The organism is Comamonas odontotermitis, from assembly GCF_040396735.1.
In the GTDB taxonomy this organism is placed as follows: Bacteria; Pseudomonadota; Gammaproteobacteria; order Burkholderiales; family Burkholderiaceae_C; genus Comamonas; species Comamonas odontotermitis_C.
The window spans coordinates 35,386-53,703 of the sequence record NZ_JBEBNZ010000021.1; the positions used below are offsets into that span (position 1 = coordinate 35,386).

At 63.6% G+C, this 18,318-nt stretch carries 13 protein-coding genes; 11 read left to right on the forward strand and 2 right to left on the reverse strand.

Going from position 1 to position 18,318, the window contains the following annotated elements:
* Window positions 1-10 precede the first annotated feature (10 nt).
* The 7 genes from ACH2DG_RS16395 (at window position 11) to ACH2DG_RS16425 (ending at window position 6,994) form a co-directional block, all read left to right on the forward strand.
* Entirely contained in the window at window positions 11-1,579 is a 1,569-nt protein-coding gene (locus tag ACH2DG_RS16395) for a leucyl aminopeptidase (protein WP_395027475.1), read from the forward strand.
* Window positions 1,580-1,596: 17 nt separating this feature from the next.
* Window positions 1,597-2,049, forward strand: coding sequence for a DNA polymerase III subunit chi (locus tag ACH2DG_RS16400; RefSeq protein WP_224152457.1), 453 nt, complete (start codon window positions 1,597-1,599; stop codon window positions 2,047-2,049).
* Window positions 2,042-2,806 (forward strand): hypothetical protein, encoded by a 765-nt coding sequence (locus ACH2DG_RS16405; RefSeq protein ID WP_395027477.1) that lies wholly within the window; start codon window positions 2,042-2,044, stop codon window positions 2,804-2,806. The genes ACH2DG_RS16400 and ACH2DG_RS16405 overlap by 8 nt, the downstream gene beginning before the upstream one ends.
* Before the next feature lie 117 nt (window positions 2,807-2,923).
* A complete protein-coding gene (locus ACH2DG_RS16410) occupies window positions 2,924-3,976 on the forward strand; it encodes a methionine ABC transporter ATP-binding protein (RefSeq protein WP_395027478.1) in 1,053 nt (350 codons plus the stop codon).
* Between the two features lie 21 nt (window positions 3,977-3,997).
* Entirely contained in the window at window positions 3,998-4,663 is a 666-nt protein-coding gene (locus ACH2DG_RS16415; protein WP_224152460.1) for a methionine ABC transporter permease, read from the forward strand.
* A 239-nt stretch (window positions 4,664-4,902) separates the two neighbouring features.
* On the forward strand, window positions 4,903-6,015 hold the full coding sequence (locus tag ACH2DG_RS16420; RefSeq protein ID WP_395027481.1) for a DUF6817 domain-containing protein: 1,113 nt from the start codon (window positions 4,903-4,905) through the stop codon (window positions 6,013-6,015).
* 181 nt (window positions 6,016-6,196) lie between these two features.
* Window positions 6,197-6,994: a MetQ/NlpA family ABC transporter substrate-binding protein gene (locus ACH2DG_RS16425; RefSeq protein ID WP_395027482.1), complete on the forward strand. Its 798-nt coding sequence runs from the start codon at window positions 6,197-6,199 to the stop codon at window positions 6,992-6,994.
* Between the two features lie 135 nt (window positions 6,995-7,129).
* Here the strand turns inward: ACH2DG_RS16425 and ACH2DG_RS16430 are convergent, their stop codons facing one another.
* Window positions 7,130-7,993, reverse strand: a complete 864-nt coding sequence (locus tag ACH2DG_RS16430; RefSeq protein ID WP_395027494.1) for a PP2C family protein-serine/threonine phosphatase — start codon at window positions 7,991-7,993, stop codon at window positions 7,130-7,132.
* A 197-nt stretch (window positions 7,994-8,190) separates the two neighbouring features.
* Between ACH2DG_RS16430 and ACH2DG_RS16435 the strand changes: the two genes are divergently transcribed.
* Entirely contained in the window at window positions 8,191-10,389 is a 2,199-nt protein-coding gene (locus ACH2DG_RS16435) for an ATP-dependent DNA helicase (protein ID WP_395027483.1), read from the forward strand.
* Between the two features lie 80 nt (window positions 10,390-10,469).
* On the opposite strand, the gene ACH2DG_RS16440 is transcribed toward ACH2DG_RS16435, so the two are convergent.
* On the reverse strand, window positions 10,470-11,288 hold the full coding sequence (locus ACH2DG_RS16440) for an outer membrane protein assembly factor BamD (RefSeq protein ID WP_395027496.1): 819 nt from the start codon (window positions 11,286-11,288) through the stop codon (window positions 10,470-10,472).
* Between the two features lie 219 nt (window positions 11,289-11,507).
* On the opposite strand from ACH2DG_RS16440, the gene dnaE reads away from it, so the two are divergent.
* The 3 genes from dnaE (at window position 11,508) to clpA (ending at window position 18,217) form a co-directional block, all read left to right on the forward strand.
* Complete coding sequence (gene dnaE, locus ACH2DG_RS16445; protein ID WP_395027484.1) at window positions 11,508-15,053, forward strand: DNA polymerase III subunit alpha; 3,546 nt, start codon at window positions 11,508-11,510, stop codon at window positions 15,051-15,053.
* 386 nt (window positions 15,054-15,439) lie between these two features.
* Window positions 15,440-15,811, forward strand: a complete 372-nt coding sequence (clpS, locus tag ACH2DG_RS16450; RefSeq protein WP_395027485.1) for an ATP-dependent Clp protease adapter ClpS — start codon at window positions 15,440-15,442, stop codon at window positions 15,809-15,811.
* 63 nt (window positions 15,812-15,874) lie between these two features.
* Window positions 15,875-18,217: an ATP-dependent Clp protease ATP-binding subunit ClpA gene (gene clpA / locus ACH2DG_RS16455; protein WP_395027486.1), complete on the forward strand. Its 2,343-nt coding sequence runs from the start codon at window positions 15,875-15,877 to the stop codon at window positions 18,215-18,217.
* The last annotated feature ends 101 nt before the right edge of the window (window positions 18,218-18,318 follow it).

Genomic DNA, 18,318 nt, shown 5'->3' on the forward strand with positions numbered 1-18,318 from the left:
AGCACCGATTATGAACTTTGAACTCAAGACTCTGGATCTGGCCTCGGCCGCATTGCAGCCGGGCGATCTCCTGGTCGTACTGGTTGGCGACAACGCACCCAAGGCCAGTGACGCATTGTCCACCCTGATTGCGCATGCGCAGAAGAATGGTGATTTTGAGGCAAAAGCCGGCAAGTCGCTGGCCATGTACGCGGTGCCCGCCATCCAGGCTCGGCATTTGCTGCTTTTGGGCGTGGGCGACGGCTCGGCCAAGGCAGTGCGCCAGGCGCTTGCCGCTGCGGCAGGCGGCTTCACCCGCGAGGGCACCAAGCAGGCCGTGATCGTCAGCGCCAGCCCGCTGGCAGAAGATGCCCTGTACGCTGCCGTGCAGTGCGCGGCGGAGCTGGCCTACCAGTACGGTACCTCCAAGCCCTCGGCCAAGGCGGTGGCCCTGCAGGGCGTGACCATCGGCGCGCCCAACGCGCAAGAACTCGGCGGTGCCTTTGGCGTGGCCCAGGCTACTGCCACTGGCGTGGCTTTTGCCCGCGAATGGGCCAACCGCCCCGCCAACTACGCCACGCCCAAAATGCTGGCCGATGCCGCTGAAACCCTGGCGGGCGAGCACAAGCGCATCAAGTGCAAGATCCACAAGCCCGAAGACGTGGCCAAACTGGGCATGGGCGCGTTCATGGCGGTGGCCCAGGGCTCCAAGGAGCCGCTGCGCTTCATCGAGCTGCACTACAGCGGCGCTGACAAAGGCGATAAGCCCGTGGTGCTGGTAGGCAAGGGCATCACGTTCGACACCGGCGGCATCTCGCTCAAGCCGGCACCGGACATGGACGAGATGAAATACGACATGGGAGGCGCCGCCAGCGTGCTGGGTACCTTCCGTGCGCTGGCAGAGCTCAAGCCCGCCATCAACGTGGTGGGTTTGATCCCGGCCTGCGAAAACATGCCCGACGGCGGCGCGGTCAAGCCCGGCGACGTGGTCACCAGCATGAGCGGCCAGACCATCGAGATTCTGAACACCGATGCCGAAGGGCGCCTGGTGCTGTGCGACGCGCTGCATTACGCAGAGCGCTTCGAGCCAGCGGCGGTGGTTGACATCGCCACCCTGACCGGTGCCTGCGTGATCGCACTGGGCGCGCAGCGCAGCGGCCTGTTCTCCAACAACGACGCGCTGGCCCAGGCCCTGCAAAATGCCGGCGACAAGGCGCAGGACTGGTGCTGGCGTATGCCGCTCGATGACGAGTATGCCGATGGCCTCAAGAGCAACTTCGCCGACGTGGCCAACGTGGGCGGCCGCCCGGCCGGTGCGGTGACGGCAGCCAAGTTCCTGCAGCGCTTTGTGGGCAACATGGCCTGGGCGCATCTGGATATTGCAGGCACCGCCTGGCGCAGCGGCGCCAAGAAGGGTGCGACCGGCCGTCCCGTGGGCTTGCTGCTGCAGTACCTGCTGTCGGCGCAGAAGGCAGATGCTTCCAAGCCCGGCAAGGCTGACAAGGACGCACGGCCCGCCAAAGCCAAGGCGGTGAAGGCCGACAAGCCCGGCAAGGCCGCTGTCAACCAGGACGGCAGCGACCGCCCTGCAGGCAACTGACCGGATCGGCCCGCACCATGGCAGACAAGACCGCCGTCGCCTTTCACTTCAACGCACCAAGCAAGCTGACCTATGCCTGCAAGCTGGTGCGCAAGCTCCAGCGCATGGACATGCCGCTGGTGGTGCTGGCCGCGCCCGATGTGGTGGCCGAGCTGGATCTGGCGCTGTGGTCGTTTGGCGGCGAGCCCCAGTTTCTGGCCCATTGCCGGGCTGATGCGGCAGCCGCTGTGCTGCAGCGCTCGCCCACGGTGCTGGCCAGCCAGGTGGATGCGGGCCTGCCGCACAAGCGCGTGCTGCTGAACCTGTCCGATCGCATGCCAGACGATTTTGCGCAGTTCGAGCGCGTGATCGAGGTGGTGAGCGCCGATGATGACAACGACCGGCAGCTGGCTCGCCAGCGCTGGCGTGACTACACCGCCCAGGGCTATGCCATTGAGCGGCGCGATCTGGTGATGAAGACCGATGACTGACCACCCCATGGAGCCACGCACCCCGCCCAAATTCGTGCCCACGCTGACCGAAGTGGCTGCGCAGGAGGCCGCTTTGGAGGATTTTTCGGCGTCCGTGCCCGCTGAAGAAGCGCAGGGCGCTATAAAAAATGAAGCATCTTCTGCCGCCGTGTTGCGCAGGCGCCGGGAGGCGGATGCGTTGGGCGCCGAAACCCCGCCCCTGAGCAACATCGACATTGCCAGCTTGCCCACGCACAGTGGCTGGGCGCAGCCTGTAGATGCGGCGGACCCCGCTGCCCATGACGCAGATCCCGCCAGATTCGTGGTTGACACGGCGCAGGCCGAAGGTGCGACCCAGCCACACGCCGCGCTTGCCCAGGGGCCTGAACCCGCGGGTCTGCAACCCGTGGCAGGCGCCATTGCCGTTGCCACCGCAGGCGCCTTGGGCGAAGGTGCTGCTGCAGAAGCTGCCACCCATGTGGAAGGCGCCACCGGCAGCCCTATAGGCAATGCCGCCATGGAAGCGGCCACCGCCAGCCTTGTGGCCAGTGCCGCGCAAACGGCGCAGGAGCTGGAAGACGCCATCACCCGTCGCGTGCTGCGCCGCGTGCAGGACACGCTCGATGACCGGCTCACGGCGGCCGTCCTCAAGGTGGTGAACCAGCAGACGGCCTTGCTGCAATCGTCGCTGCAGCTCGAAATCGACACCACTATCCGCGAGGCCGTGGCAGACGCCGTGCGCCAGGCCATGGGCGCGCCAAAAGACCTTCCGAAATAACCAACGGTTGTAACGAACTAAAATTTCATTCGTTGGTAACAGCTGTCGCATCGCGTACAGTACATCTATTCACGCTTCTCGAAGCGCCCTGCGAACAAGGGCGCTTTCTTTATTCCAATGATTGAACTTCGGGGTATCACCCAAACGTACCCGGGCAAGAATGGCCCGGTGCAGGCGCTGCGTGGCGTTGACCTGCGCATTGCCGCCGGCGAGGTGTTTGGCATCATCGGGCGCAGCGGCGCGGGCAAAAGCTCGCTCGTGCGCAACATCAACCTGCTCAACCGTCCCACCTCGGGCCAGGTGTTCGTCAACGGCCATGAGCTGACGGCCATGAACGATGGCGAGTTGCGCCAGGCGCGGCGCGAGATCGGCATGGTGTTCCAGCACTTCAACCTGCTCTCGTCCCGCACGGTGTTCGACAACGCAGCGCTGCCGCTGGAGCTGGCCGGTGTCGACAAGGCAGCCATCAAAAAGCGCGTGGACCCGCTGCTTGATCTGGTGGGCCTGTCGGCCTTCAGCGACCGCTATCCGGCGCAACTGTCGGGCGGCCAGAAGCAGCGCGTGGGCATTGCCCGGGCGCTTGCGAGCGAGCCCAAGGTGCTGCTGAGCGACGAGGCTACCTCGGCGCTCGATCCGGAAACCACCCGCTCGGTGCTGGCCCTGCTCAAGCAGATCAACAAGGACATGGGCCTCACGGTGGTGCTGATCACGCACCAGATGCAGGTGGTCAAGCAGATTGCCGACCGTGTGGCGGTGATGGAAGCTGGCAAGGTGGTGGAAGAGGGCTCGGTGATCGACGTCTTCACCCGCCCGCAGCAACCCATCACCAAGAGCCTGATCGATGAGATCGTACCGCAGGACCTGCCGGCCAGCGTGATCGAGCGCGTGCGCACGCTCAACGATGCGCTGACGGCTGGCCACGGCAAGCTGTTGCGCCTGTCCTATGCGGGCAACCAGGCCTACCAACCCATCCTCTCGCGCCTGATCCGTGACTTTGGCCTGGATGTCAGCATCCTCAACGGCCAGGTCGACGAGATCCAGGACCAGACCTTCGGTTTTCTGGCCGTGTATGCCAGCGGCCCGCTGCAGCAGCTGGATGCGGCAATTGCTGCGCTGCGCGCCTCCGGTGTGCAGGTGCAGGAAGTGGATACTGCGGCCCGCGCCGCCTGATCACCCCCCAAGAGGTAGACCATGTTTGAGAATTTTTCGGAAATGATGTTGGAGCTGTTTGCCACCTCGCTGTGGGAAACCATCATCATGGTGGGCATCTCCGGCGTCGCCGGGGCCTTGATCGGCATTCCGCTGGGCGTCTTCCTGCGCCTCACCGACCAGGGCGGCATCCTGGAAAACGGAGCTGCCAACAAGATCGTCGGCTGGATCGTGAACGCCGTGCGTTCCACGCCCTTCATCATCCTGCTGGTGGCGATCATCCCGTTCACGCGGTTGATCACCGGCTCCTCCATCGGCACGGCAGCAGCCATTGTGCCGCTGACGCTGGCCGCCGCGCCCTTCATCGCCCGCCTGGTGGAGACTTCGCTGCGCGAAGTGGACAACGGCCTCATCGAGGCGGCACAAGCCATGGGCGCCACCTCGTGGCAGATCGTCTGGAAAGTGCTGCTGCCCGAGGCGCTGCCCGGCATCGTTGCGGGCCTGACCATCAGCTTCGTCTCGCTGACCGGCTATTCGGCCATGGCAGGCGCCATTGGCGGCGGGGGCCTCGGCGATCTGGGCATCCGCTACGGCTACCAGCGCTTTCTGCCGGACATCATGCTGGCGGTGGTCGTGATCCTGATCATCTTTGTGCAGCTGGTGCAAAGCCTGGGTGACTGGGCCGTTCGGCGCCTGAGCCACAAGTAAGAACCTGTTCAAAGTCTCCTTGCGCCGCAAGACGCCAAAGCCCATGAAGCATCGCCTTCATGGGCTTTTTGCTTTGGTACTGCAATCAGGAAATCCAGAATCCAATGCTGGTAAGCGCAAGTAGCTATGGTTTTTATAGTTTGGCCGGATGCGCACGTTTTCCATGTCGCGCAAGAGGCGAACATCACAGCACCGCTGCCTACAATGCCTGCAACCACCAAAAAAACCAGGAGACTCGCATGAACGCCCCTTTGCCTCCCGCCCATGGCTTGCCGCTGCAGCGCCTTGATGCGAATCAATGGCAGCGCGCCAAGCCGCTGCTCGACGACAGCTGGATCGAGCAGGAGCCCCGTCTTGCCGCCGCGTTGCCCGTGGTGCTGGCCCGCGACGTGGGGCTGGATTGGCACAAGGCGGGCACATTCCGCCACCACCTGCTGGGCGTCACGCGCACGCTGCAGCTGTGGCAGCAGCCCGAGGACGTCAAGCTCCTGGGCCTGCTGCACAGCGTGTACGGCAATGCCTTCGTCGACCTCGTCAAATTCGATGCCAACAGTGAACGCAGCAAGCTCGCCGCCGTGGTGGGCGAGAAGGCGGAGCTGCTTGTGTTCGAGTTCTGCACGCTCTCGCGTGCGCAGTTCGTGCAGAAGGTGCTGGCCGGCCAGATCGAGGCCGATGGCGCCGTGGTGCTGGACCACAAGGGTGCACCGCGCCGCGTCGAGCCCTATACCGTGGCGGCCTTCATCATCGTCAGCATGGCCGACACCATGGAGCAGTGGTTCAGTTGGCAGGACGATATTTTCTCCAGCTTCCCGAACGTGCCGCAGCGCAGCCAGAAGGCGCACTGGATGGCGTCGCTCTGGCCTGGCCCGATGCGCCCCAGCGGCCGCATGCTGTCGCAGATTGCCAGCCTGGGCCTGGCGCTGCAGCACCCGGGCCTCAAGGGCCTGCTGCCTGTGCCACCGGTGTTTGCGCGCTGCACCCAGGGCCTGACGCCAGCGGCCGATGCGGCAGCTGCGTCGCTGTACTGGTCGGTTATCCAGCAGGACCAGCCGCTCACGGATCTGGATGTGGCAACCGGTGTGCTGGAGCAGGCCGTGCAGCTCAACCCCTGGGTGGGCGAGCCGCAAATGGTTCTGGCCCAGCTGTACCTGAGCGCCGGGCGCAATGCAGACGCCCAGGCAGCAGCAGACAGCGCGCTGCAGGCTTTCAGCGAATGGGGCAATGCCTGGGACAAGCGCGTGCAATGGGACGCCTGGGTGGCGTGGACGCGCATCCTGCAGCAGCATGCGCAAAACGGCAACTGGCCCGAGCGGCTGGACAAGCTCAACAATGTGGCCCTGAAGCCCGAATAGGGCGGCAGGGATGGCTGAAACCGGGCGAAAACCGTTGCTGGCACAGGATTGATGAGCGCCAATGCATCAAATTTGATAGCATTCATACGGGTAATCCGGTTGTAAGCAAATATACAAACAATCTTTGCTGCGGTGCAAAAACGGGCTTACAGTTCGGTATCGAATTTGAAAGGTATCGCTCGTGCAAAAACGTACATTGCTGCAATCGGTTCTGGCTTTGGCGCTGGCCGTTGGTGTTTCTGGCGCCGCTGTCGCGCAGGACAAGGAAATCAAGATCGGCGTGACCGCCGGCCCGCACGCCCAGATCATGGAGCAGGTCAAGAAGATCGCCGAGAAGGACGGCCTCAAGATCAAGATCATCGAGTTCAGCGACTACGTGCAGCCCAACGCCGCGCTGCAATCAGGCGAACTCGATGCCAACAGCTACCAGCACAAGCCTTACCTGGACGCGCAGATCAAGGACCGAGGCTACAAGTTTGCCGTGGCCGCCGATACGGTGAATTTCCCGATCGGCATCTACTCCAAGAAGATCAAGAAGATCGACGAGTTGAAGGAAGGCGCGCGCTTCGGCATTCCGAACGACCCGACCAATGGTGGCCGCGTGCTGCTGCTGCTGCAGGCCAATGGCTTGATCAAGCTCAAGGACAACGCAGGCCTGAAGGCGACGCCGCTGGATGTGGTGGCCAACCCCAAGAAGCTGAAGTTCGTTGAGCTGGATGCAGCCCAGCTGCCTCGCTCGCTCGATGACCTGGACGCTGCGGCCGTCAACACCAATTTCGCCATTTCGGCGGGGCTCAATCCCAAGACCGATTCCATCGTGCTCGAAAGCGCCAAGAACCCGTACGTGAACATCCTGGTGGTGCGCGAGGCCGACAAGAGCCAGCCCTGGGTGACCAAGCTGGTCAAGGCCTACCACAGCGAAGAAATCCGCAAGTTCCTGGACGTGCAGTTCAAGGGCTCGGTGATGGCCGGTTTCTGACCGCGCCCGGTATCCGTTTTCCCTGCAGAAAAGCCTCGCCATGCGAGGCTTTTTCATGGGCGGAAAACATTGACCCCAATTGGCGCAGTCAGCGCCCGGCGGGGTTCGGTTGCCCTACATGGCGGGGGTAACGACTCAGGAGATGATAGGAGATCCCGGTGCCTGGTTCGAAAGCGGCAGCGGCGCAGGTCTGGCACTCTTGCTGCTCTTTGCGCCTGAGCGGGGCTTGGCCGGTTTGTCGGAAGGGATGGATTCGATCTTGACAATGGCCAGCGACATGTTGTCGCCCGTGCCCGTGGCGCGCATCTGCGCGCGCTCGATCAGGAACTGGCTGGCCTCGCGCGGCGACAGCAGCCGCGTGATGGACGAGAGTTCCTCGGGTGCAAAGTAGTGCCAGATACCGTCGCTGCAGGCCATCAGCACGTCGCCGTGCTTGAGCACCGGAATGCGGTGGTGGATCAGCGGCGGGTCCTCCGCCGTGCCCAGGCAGTTGAGCAGGATGTTGGACTGCGGGTGGAAACGCGCTTCTTCCAGCGTCAGCTCGCCCTGGTCCACCAGGGTCTGCACGTAGGAATGGTCGCTCGTCTGGTACAGCAACTGGCCACTGCGGAAATGGTAGATGCGCGAATCGCCCGCATGTGCCCACACGCACGAGCCATTGGGCATGATGACAAAGGCTGCAATGGTGCTGTGCGGCTCCTGCTCGGCGGCAATGGCAACCAGGCGGATCAGCAGATGGGCTTCGCGCACGATGCTGCCCAGCATGGATTCAGGGCTGTCGGCCTCGGGGGAGAAACGCTCGAACACCTGCCTGGCCGTCATCATGACCTGATCGGCTGCGGCGCGCCCGCCACTGCGCCCGCCCATGCCGTCGGCCACCACGGCCAGCACACAGCCCTTCACCCGGGGGTGGGCCAGCACCCCCACCTGGTCCTGCTGGTAGGGGCGGTCGCCCTTGTGCAGGCCGGTGGATGCGGACAAACGGAAACTGGTGCTCATGCGAGGCGGGGCTTGGTTGGAGTTGTCTGCATCATAGAGCAGATTGCCCTGCAGGCCGCGCCCCAGCACGTGTTTACGCGGGTTGCGACCGCCCAACTGATGTTTGCGCGCCATCATTTGCCCTTTGTCAGCATTTTTCAGCCGCCTGCACCGGCTAGACTTGCCTGCCCATGTCTTCGCCACCAGTCCCTTCGCCTATGCCGACACCCGGCCCGCCTGCCGCGCATGCGCCCCTGCAGTTGCGTGCGCAGCAGCAGCGCATGGTCGAGGCCATTCTGGCCGCCTGGAAAGCCGGGGAATCCATTGCGGTAGAGGCCCCTACCGGAACGGGCAAGACCTATGCCTACCTGATGGCGGCGCTGGCTCAAGGCGGGCGCTTTGTGGTGAGCACGGCCACGCGCGCCTTGCAGGACCAACTGGTGGACCGCGATCTTCCCGCGCTGCTGGCCCATCTGCAGATGCGCAGGCGCGTGGCGGTGCTCAAGGGGCGCGAGAACTACGTCTGCCTGCATGGCCTGGCGCAATCGCTGCAGACCCACAGGCCCGTCGATCAACTGCAGGCCCTGCAACAGGTGGCGCGCTGGGCACAAGGCACGCGCAGTGGTGATCTGGCGGAGCTGGAGAATCTGCGCGAACTGCCTGCGTTGCTGCCGCAGATCACCGCCAGCCACAGCGAATGCCTGGGCCAGCGCTGCGCGCATTTCGCCGCCTGCTTTTCCAACCGCGCCCGGGCCCAGGCCGCCCAGGCCGATGTGCTGGTGATCAACCACCACCTGTATTTCAGCGAACTGCGCCATCGCCAGATGCTGGGCGCCGCCCACGGCTTTGTGCCGCTGGCCGAAACCGTGGTGATGGACGAGGCGCACCAGTTGCCTGCCATCGGCCTCAAGGTGCTGGCCAGGGGCATCAATGCGGGGGATGTGCAGGATTTTGTGCAGTCCACAGCGCGGCAGACGCGCCTGCACGCGCGCGGCTTTGCCCCTTGGGATGCGCTGCTGGCGTCCTGCAGCCAGGCGCTGGCCCACTGGCTGGCTGCCAGCAATGCCTATAACGGTGGCCCGGGCAGCGAAGCGGGCCGCGCAGAGGCTGCGGCGGGCGAGAGCACCGAGGCCCTGGTGCGCCTGCATAACCGCTTGTCGGAAATGATAGCGGCATTGCAAGGTGTGGCAGGTGGTGCGGCCAGCCTGCAGCGCCTGGTGGAGCAGGGCCACAGCTTGCTTGCCACCCTGCGCCAATGGGGCAGGCCGCCCGCTGCGGGCCTGGTGCGCTGGTGGGATGGCCCAAGCCTGCCGCCGCAGCAAAACGCACCCCGCGCCGCCCCCGGTGCGCAGGCACGCGCCCTGCGGCAGGGTTTTCGGGAATCCCCGCCGTGGCTCTGGCAGGCGCTGACGGCTTTGCAGCCTGATGTATTGGGGGCCACCTGGCTGGCAGCGCCCATGACGGGGGTGAGCACCCCGTCTGAGGCCGCGGTGCCGCAGCGCTGGCTGTTCACCTCTGCCACGCTGGGGCAGGACGATGCACTGCAGTGGTTTACGAGTGCCATGGGTCTGCAAGGGCTTGCGGCCGGTGGCTCTCCTGCGGTGGATGGGGTTGCGCCCTTGCCCGAATCCCAAACGCAGGCGCAATTACCACCGCAACTGCCGCCACAGGTGCCACCGCAGGTGCGTTGCCTGCGCCTGGCGCATGCGTTGGACTGGGCGGCGCAGGCGGCCCTGGTCATTCCCCAGACCCTGCCGCCTGCGGATGCGCCGGCAGCCGAGCGTGCGCAGGCGCTGGCCGCGTGGCTGAAGGCCCCGGTCGAGCAACTGGGCGGCCGCTGCATGGTGCTGTGCACGTCCACCCAGGCCATGCAGGCATTGGCTGCGGCACTTCGCCAGGAACTGGGCAGTGCGCCCATCGATGTGCAGATGCAGGGGGAGGCGCCCAAGCGCCATCTGCTGGCTGGCATGCGTGGCGCAACCGGGCAGGGGCGGCGCGGTCAGGTGCTGGTGGGTACCATGGCGCTGTGGGAGGGGGTCGATCTTCCGGGAGAGGCGCTGCAGTTGCTGGTGATCGACAAGCTGCCGTTTCCACCCCGCCACGACGCATTGCATGCCGCACGGGCAGCGGCCTTGCAAGACCTGGGGGAAGACGGCTTTCTGGGCTACACGCTGCCGCAAACCGCCATGCAACTGCGCCAGGGCGTGGGCCGCCTGCTGCGCTCGTTCAGCGACCGAGGGCTCGTCGTGATTGCCGATGCGCGCCTTTGCACCCGCAGCTATGGCGCCAGTCTGCTGGCTGCGCTGCCACCCATGCCGCAATTGCCACAAGAGGAGGTGGTGCGGTACCTGGCCGCCATCCGCGAAATCCGCGACGAAAGCGCAGATGCGTCGCGGGCTACCATTTCATCATCGTGAAATGAATAAGCGCCCAGCTGGTGGGCGCCTTATGCTATTGATTCAGGAGTTAGGGACGCCAATGCCCTTGGCGGCAGGCCTTACCAGAGCTTCCACCAGGGCTTGTCTTCCCTGCGGAAGCCCTTGCTGAGCAAGGTGGTGTTCGGGTAGCTGGCTTCCAGCACGCGCTTGGTATCGGCCGCCATGTCCTTCATGTTCAGGCGTTCGTACGACAGCATCATGATATAGAGCGCATCTTCCTGCGCGGGCACTTCCTTGTACTCGCTGACGGCATTCTGCGCGCGGTTGATGGCAGCGACATAGGCGCCGCGCTCGTAGTAGTAGCGCGCCACATGCACCTCGTACTGCGCCAGCGAGTTGACGATGTAGCGCATGCGCTTTTCAGCGTCGGGGGTGTACTTGGATTCAGGGAAACGCGTCACCAGCTCGCGGAAAGCCTCGAACGAGTCCTTGGCTGCCTTCTGGTCGCGCTCGGACAGGTCCTGCTTGGCCACCCAGGAGAACAGGCCCAGGTTTTCGTTGAAATTGACCAGGCCTTTCAGGTACAGCGCGTAGTCCACGCCTTCGCTGGCGGGGTGCAGCTTGATGAAGCGGTCCAGCGTGCCGATGGCCTGGGCTTTTTCGCCGCTCTTGTACTGCGAATAGGCCTTTTCAAGCTGGGCCTGCTGGGCCAGTGGCGTGCCGGCAGCACGGCCTTCGAGCTTTTCGTACAGCGGAACGGCCTTGTCGAACGAGCCGGTCGAGGCTTCGTCGCGGGCTTCCGAATAGATCTTGTTGGGACTCCAGCCTGCTGTTGGATCCACCTCGGTTGTGGAGCAGCCTGCCAGAAACACGGCGGTTGCTACGGAAGCGATAGCGGTAACCTGAGATGTACGTTGCGCAAACAGCATTTTTGGCATCAATTCCATGGATGGAAGGCATGAAAAACCGCGCGGCGGCAATCGCCCGCCCGCGCAGCAGGGCGGCACCTGCCGCGCCCTGTATCCGACGCATTGTAATAGGCTGCGCAAGCCAATCGGGCAGGCAAGGGTTGCGAGGGGTTGTCGTGTGTAACAGCGGCTGCGGGTTGTGGGTGGTTTGCCGGGCAGGGTGCCCAAGCTTTCCTACAATGCAGGGATATGTTCGTACACCTTCGCATCCATTCCGAGTTCTCGATCATCGACAGCACCAACCGCATTGGGGATCTGGTGAAGTTCGCCGCCAATGACGGGCAACCCGCGATGGCACTGACCGACCTCAACAGCCTGTTTGGCGCCATCAAGTTCTACAAGGCAGGGCGGGGCGCAGGGGTTAAGCCGCTGCTGGGGGCCGAGTTGGTGATGGAGGCCGAGGTGTCTGGCGGGCCGCTGTCGCGCATCATCGTGCTGATCCAGAACCAGCAGGGGTACCTGAACCTGTCGGAGATTCTGGCGCGTGTATGGATGGCCGATACCGTCAAGGCGCAGCCGCAGTGCACCTGGGCCTGGCTGGAAGAGCTTTCCGAGGGGCTGATCGTGCTGTCGGGGGCGCAGGCCGGCCCGGTGGGGCAGGCCCTGCTGCGTGGTGACGAAATGGCGGCGCGCAGCAGCGCACTGCGCCTGGCGAGCCTGTTTCCGCACCGTTTTTACATCGAACTGCAGCGTGCGGGCCGCTCGGACGACGAAACCCATGTGAGCGCCGCCGTGGCGCTGGCGGCCAACCTGAAGCTGCCGGTGGTCGCCACCCACCCGGTGCAGTTTGGCAAGCGATCGGATTTCGAGTCGCACGAGGCACGCGTGTGCATTGCCGAGGGCGAAACCCTGGGCAACAAAAAGCGCATCAAGCGCTTCACGCAGGACCAGTACCTGAAATCCGCAGCCGAGATGGAGGCGCTGTTTGCCGATGTGCCCAGCGCCATCGCCAATACCGCCGAGATTGCCCGCCGCTGCAGCGTTACCCTGCAGTTGGGCAAGTACTTTCTGCCCGATTTCCCCACGCCCAACGGCATGCCGATTGATGAATATTTCCGGCAGGCGTCGTTCGAAGGGCTGGAGGATCGCCTCCAACTCCTCTTTCCGGATGCCACAAAGCGCGAGGCCGAACGGCCCAAGTACGTGGAGCGGCTGGAGTTCGAGCTGGGCATCATTTTGAAGATGGGGTTTCCCGGCTACTTCCTGATCGTGGCGGACTTCATCAACTGGGCCAAGAAGAATGGCTGCCCGGTGGGGCCGGGCCGGGGCTCGGGCGCGGGCTCGCTCGTTGCCTACGTGCTCAAGATCACCGACCTGGACCCGATCCACTACAACCTGCTGTTCGAGCGCTTCCTGAACCCGGAGCGCGTGTCCATGCCCGACTTCGACGTCGACTTCTGCCAGGCCAACCGCGACCGGGTGATCGACTATGTGAAGGACCTGTACGGCCGCAATGCCGTCAGCCAGATCGCCACCTTCGGCACCATGGCCGCGCGCGCGGCCATCCGCGACGTGGGGCGTGTCATGGACATGAGCTACACCTTCTGCGATGGCATCTCCAAGCTCATCCCCAACAAGCCGGGCCTGCACGTCACGCTCAAATACCCGCCCAACCCGCCCAAGGAAGGCGACAAATACACCTATGCGATCAAGGAAGAGCCCATTCTTGCCGAGCGCATCGAGAAAGAGGAAGACGTCAAGACCCTGATCGAGATGGCGCAGAAGCTCGAAGGCATGACCCGCAACATCGGCATGCACGCGGGCGGCGTGGTGATTGCCCCGGGCAAGCTGACCGACTTTTGCCCGCTCTATCAGCAGCCGGGCAGCACGTCGGCCGTGGCCATGTACGACAAGGACGATGTGGAGGCGGTGGGCCTTGTCAAGTTCGACTTTCTGGGCCTGGCCACACTCACCATCCTGGAGATTGCGCGCGAATTCATCATGAAGCGCCACAAGGGCCAGGAAAACTTCGCCTTTGAAAACATTCCGCTCGACGACGCCAAAACCTACCAGCTGTTCTCCGCTGGCAAGACCGAAGCCGTGTTCCAGTTTGAATCGCGCGGCATGCAGCAGATGCTCAAGGAAGCCAAGCCCAGCCGCCTGGAAGACTTGATTGCGCTCAATGCACTCTACCGCCCTGGCCCGATGGACCTGATTCCGAGCTTCGTGGCCCGAAAGCACGGCAAGGAAGTGGTGGAGTACCCGCACCCGCTGGTCGAAAAGGTGCTCTCCGAGACCTACGGCATCATGGTCTACCAGGAGCAGGTGATGCAGACCGCCCAGGTGCTGGGCGGCTACAGCCTGGGCGGCGCCGACTTGCTGCGCCGCGCGATGGGCAAGAAAAAGGTCGAGGAGATGGTGCAGCACCGCGCGACCTTCCGCGAAGGGGCCTCCAAGATCGGCATCGACGAGGCCAAGGCCGACGAAGTGTTCGACCTGATGGAGAAGTTCGCCGGCTACGGCTTCAACAAGTCGCACGCAGCAGCGTACTCCCTCCTGGCCTACCACACCGGCTGGCTCAAGGTGCACTACACGGCAGAGTTCTACTGCGGCAACATGACCGTGGAAATGGACAACACCGACAAGCTCAAGGTGCTGTACGAAGATGCACTCAAGATGGGCATGAGCTTCGAGATGCCCGATGTGAACCGAGGCCAACACCGTTTCGAGCCCGTGACCGACAAGGTGATCCGCTATGGCCTGGGCGCCATCAAGGGTACGGGCCAGGCTGCCATCGAGGCCATTGTGGCGGCGCGCGAAGGCGTGGGTACCGGCCCCCAGGGCGATACCAAGGGCCCGTTCAAGAGCCTGTTCGACTTCTGCCTGCGCGTGGACCGCAGCAAGCTCAACAAGCGCACGGTGGAAGCCCTGATCAAGGGCGGCGCCTTCGACAGCATCAACCTCAACCGGCGCGCGCTGCTCGAATCCATCGACGTGGCCTTCGAATTTGCCGCCACCACCCATGCCAATGCCAACCAGGGCGGCCTGTTTGACATGATGGGTGATGACGCCGTGGGATCCAGCACGCAGGAGCCGCCGCTGGCCGATGTGCTGCCCTGGGGCATCAAGGAGCGGCTGGTGCAGGAGAAGACCGCCGTCGGCTTCTACCTCTCGGGCCACCTGTTTGACGAAGTGGAGCTGGAAGTGCGCCAGTTCGTGCGCACGCCGATTGCCAATCTCAAGGACAGCCGCGAGACCCAGACTGTGGCGGGCATCGTCAGCGATATGCGCATCATCAACGGTCAGCGCGGCAAGCTGGTGCTGTTTCGCGTAGACGATAAATCGGGCGTCATCGAAGCCTCGGTGGACGAGGCCACCTGGCTGCGCCACAAGGAGCAGCTCAAGGACGACGAGTTCATCATCCTCAATGGCCGGGTAGGGCTGGACCACTTCAGCGGCGGGCTGCGCGCCAAGGCACAGCACATCTGGAGCCTGGCCGACGCGCGGGCGCGCTTTGGCCGCTATCTGCTCGTCAACACCGATCGCCACCAGCCCGATGTTGCGCGTTTGATTCAGGAGTTTCCCGCAGTCGAGGAGCATACCGATGAGGGCGTGCTGCGCCATGGCCTCAAAATCCGGCTGGGTGTGGTCTGCGAGCTGGAAGGCACCAAGGCGGGCGTGGAGCTCAATCTGGGCGATGCGGCGCGCTTCTTCCCCAGTGACCAGGCCATGGCCGCGTGGTCGCAGGAGGCGGGCCACGAAGCCATCAGGATTGTTTACGAAAGCCTGGCCTGACAAGCATAGTACCGGTGATGCGTAAGAACGTGGTTACGATCTCTACGCAGCCGCGTTGGAGTGCAATCGGGATGAATTCGAAGTGCTGGGCCGCAGCTTGCACCGAGGTGCAAGCAAGGGCCAGCGCGAAGAAATCGCCCGATTTCACTCCAACCCGTAGGGACAGAGGCTTTGTGGGCGGTCTGCGTTGTTGCAAATCCTCGCAATAGCGGGGCTATTGCTGCGGTGTTGCGCCTCGCATCCCATCCCTAGCCGGGCGCCCCGCAAAGCCACTGGCGCGGCGCGAGGAGATCGTAAACACGTTCTAAGTACCGGGCTCGGAGCCCGGGATTGAAGTTCACAAAACCATCACCATCTTTGCCGATGTGGAAATTTAGCCTTATAGAATGATCTCGATGGCCACGAAACCTGTTGTTCCCCCTACGCCGAGCCTGCCCGCTACGCCCAAAACACCGGATGACGGTGGCGCGCTGGTGGTCGAGCGCACCACGCAGCGGGTGGAGCCCCCCAAGATGTACCAGGTCGTCATGCTCAATGACGATTTCACCCCCATGGAATTCGTGATCGAGGTGTTGCAGCACTTCTTTGGCAAGAGCCGCGAGGCTGCCACCCAGATCATGCTCAAGATTCACCTGGACGGAAAAGGAGTGTGCGGCGTGTATTCCCATGAAATAGCCGAGACCAAGGTTGCACTGGTGATGGATGCAGCGCATGGCGCAGGGCATCCGCTGCAGGCCGTCACCGAGCCTGTTGAATAACGCAATTGGATCCTCATCTAGAAGCAAGTTGAGTGTATTTGGCAAGCAAATAAGGAGTTTCAAATGATTGCTCAGGAACTGGAAGTCAGCTTGCACATGGCTTTTGTAGAAGCCAGGCAGCAGCGCCACGAATTCATCACCGTGGAGCACCTGCTGCTGGCCTTGCTGGACAACCCGAGTGCTTCTGAGGTGCTGCGCGCGTGCTCGGCCAATATCGACGATCTGCGCGCGTCGCTGACCAATTTCATCAAGGACAACGCTCCCCAGGTGGCGGGCGAGGACGAAGTCGACACCCAGCCCACACTGGGCTTCCAGCGCGTGATCCAGCGCGCCATCATGCATGTGCAGAGCACCGGCAATGGCAAGAAGGAAGTGACCGGCGCCAACGTGCTGGTGGCCATCTTCGGCGAAAAGGATTCGCATGCCGTGTACTACCTGCACCAGCAGGGTGTGACGCGCCTGGACGTGGTCAACTACATCGCCCACGGCATCAAGAAGAACGACGCTCCCGAGCAACCCAAGCCCGAATCGGGCTCGGACGCCGAAGAGGCGAGCAGCGGCGGGGGCGAGCGTGCCGAAAAGGCATCGCCGCTGGAGCAGTTCACCGTCAACCTGAACCAGCAGGCCAAGGACGGCAAGATCGATCCGCTGATCGGCCGCCAGTACGAGGTCGAGCGCACGATCCAGATCCTGTGCCGCCGCCGCAAGAACAACCCGCTGCTGGTGGGTGAGGCCGGCGTGGGCAAAACCGCGATTGCCGAGGGCCTGGCGTGGCGCATCACCGAAAACGATGTGCCCGAGGTGCTGGCCGAGGCCGTGGTGTACTCGCTGGACATGGGCGCGCTGCTTGCAGGCACCAAGTACCGCGGTGATTTCGAGCAGCGCCTCAAGGGCGTGCTCAAGGCACTGAAGGACAAGCCCAACGCCATCCTGTTCATCGATGAAATCCATACGTTGATCGGCGCCGGTGCGGCATCGGGCGGCACGCTGGATGCGTCCAACCTGCTCAAGCCCGCGCTCTCGAGCGGCCAGCTCAAGTGCATTGGCGCAACGACGTTCACCGAGTACCGTGGCATCTTCGAAAAGGATGCGGCACTCTCGCGCCGTTTCCAGAAGGTCGATGTGGTCGAGCCTACCGTGCCCGAAACCATTGATATCCTCAAGGGCCTGAAAACCCGCTTTGAAGAGCACCACAGCGTCAAGTACGCCCTGGCGGCACTGCAGGCGGCGGCGGAGCTGTCTGCCAAGTTCATCAATGACCGCCATCTGCCCGACAAGGCCATCGATGTGATTGACGAGGCCGGAGCCGCGCAGCGCATCCTGGCGCCTTCCAAGCGCAAGAAGACCATTGGCAAGGCCGAGATCGAGGAAATCGTCGCCAAGATCGCCCGCATCCCGCCTGCCAACGTCAGCAATGACGACCGCAGCAAGCTGCAGACGCTGGAGCGTGACCTCAAGAGCGTGGTCTTTGGCCAGGACAAGGCACTGGAAGTGCTGGCGTCTGCGGTCAAGATGTCGCGCTCGGGCCTGGGCAAGGTGGACAAGCCCATCGGCTCGTTCCTGTTCAGCGGCCCCACGGGCGTCGGCAAGACCGAGGCTGCCAAGCAGCTGGCCTACATCCTGGGCATCGACCTGATCCGCTTTGACATGTCGGAGTACATGGAGCGCCATGCGGTCAGCCGCCTCATCGGCGCGCCTCCGGGCTATGTCGGGTTCGACCAGGGCGGGCTGCTGACCGAGGCCGTCACGAAGAAACCGCACGCGGTGCTGCTGCTTGACGAAATCGAGAAGGCGCACCCGGACATCTTCAACGTGCTGCTGCAGGTGATGGACCATGGCACCTTGACGGACAACAACGGACGCAAGGCCGACTTCCGCAACGTCATCATCATCATGACGACGAATGCGGGTGCCGAAACCATGAACAAGGCGGTCATCGGCTTCACCAATCCGCGTGCGGCCGGTGACGAGATGGGCGACATCAAGCGCCTGTTCACGCCCGAGTTCCGCAACCGGCTCGACGCCATCGTCAGCTTCAGGCCGCTCGATGAGCAGATCATCCTGCGCGTGGTCGACAAGTTCCTGCTGCAACTGGAGCAGCAGCTGGCCGAGAAGAAGGTGGAAGTCACCTTCACCGACAAGCTGCGCAAGCACCTGGCCAAGGCAGGCTTCGATCCGCTGATGGGCGCGCGCCCGATGCAGCGCCTGATCCAGGACACGATCCGCCGCTCGCTGGCCGACGAACTGCTGTTTGGCAAGCTGGTCGATGGTGGCCGCCTGACGGTGGACTGGGACGACAGCGACGCTGACAAGCCCGAGGTCAAGCTGGACATCCAGCCTGCGCCGAAGAAGGAGCGGGCCAAGCAGGCCCCTGGCGAGCCTGAAGAAGAGATCGCCGCCGACTGATGCCCTGGCGCCCCCGCCAAAAGCCGCATGCCCCCGGGTGTGCGGCTTTTTTTCGCCCCGGGGAGCGCGCGCTTTCGGGTGTTGGTGCAAGACACGGCAAT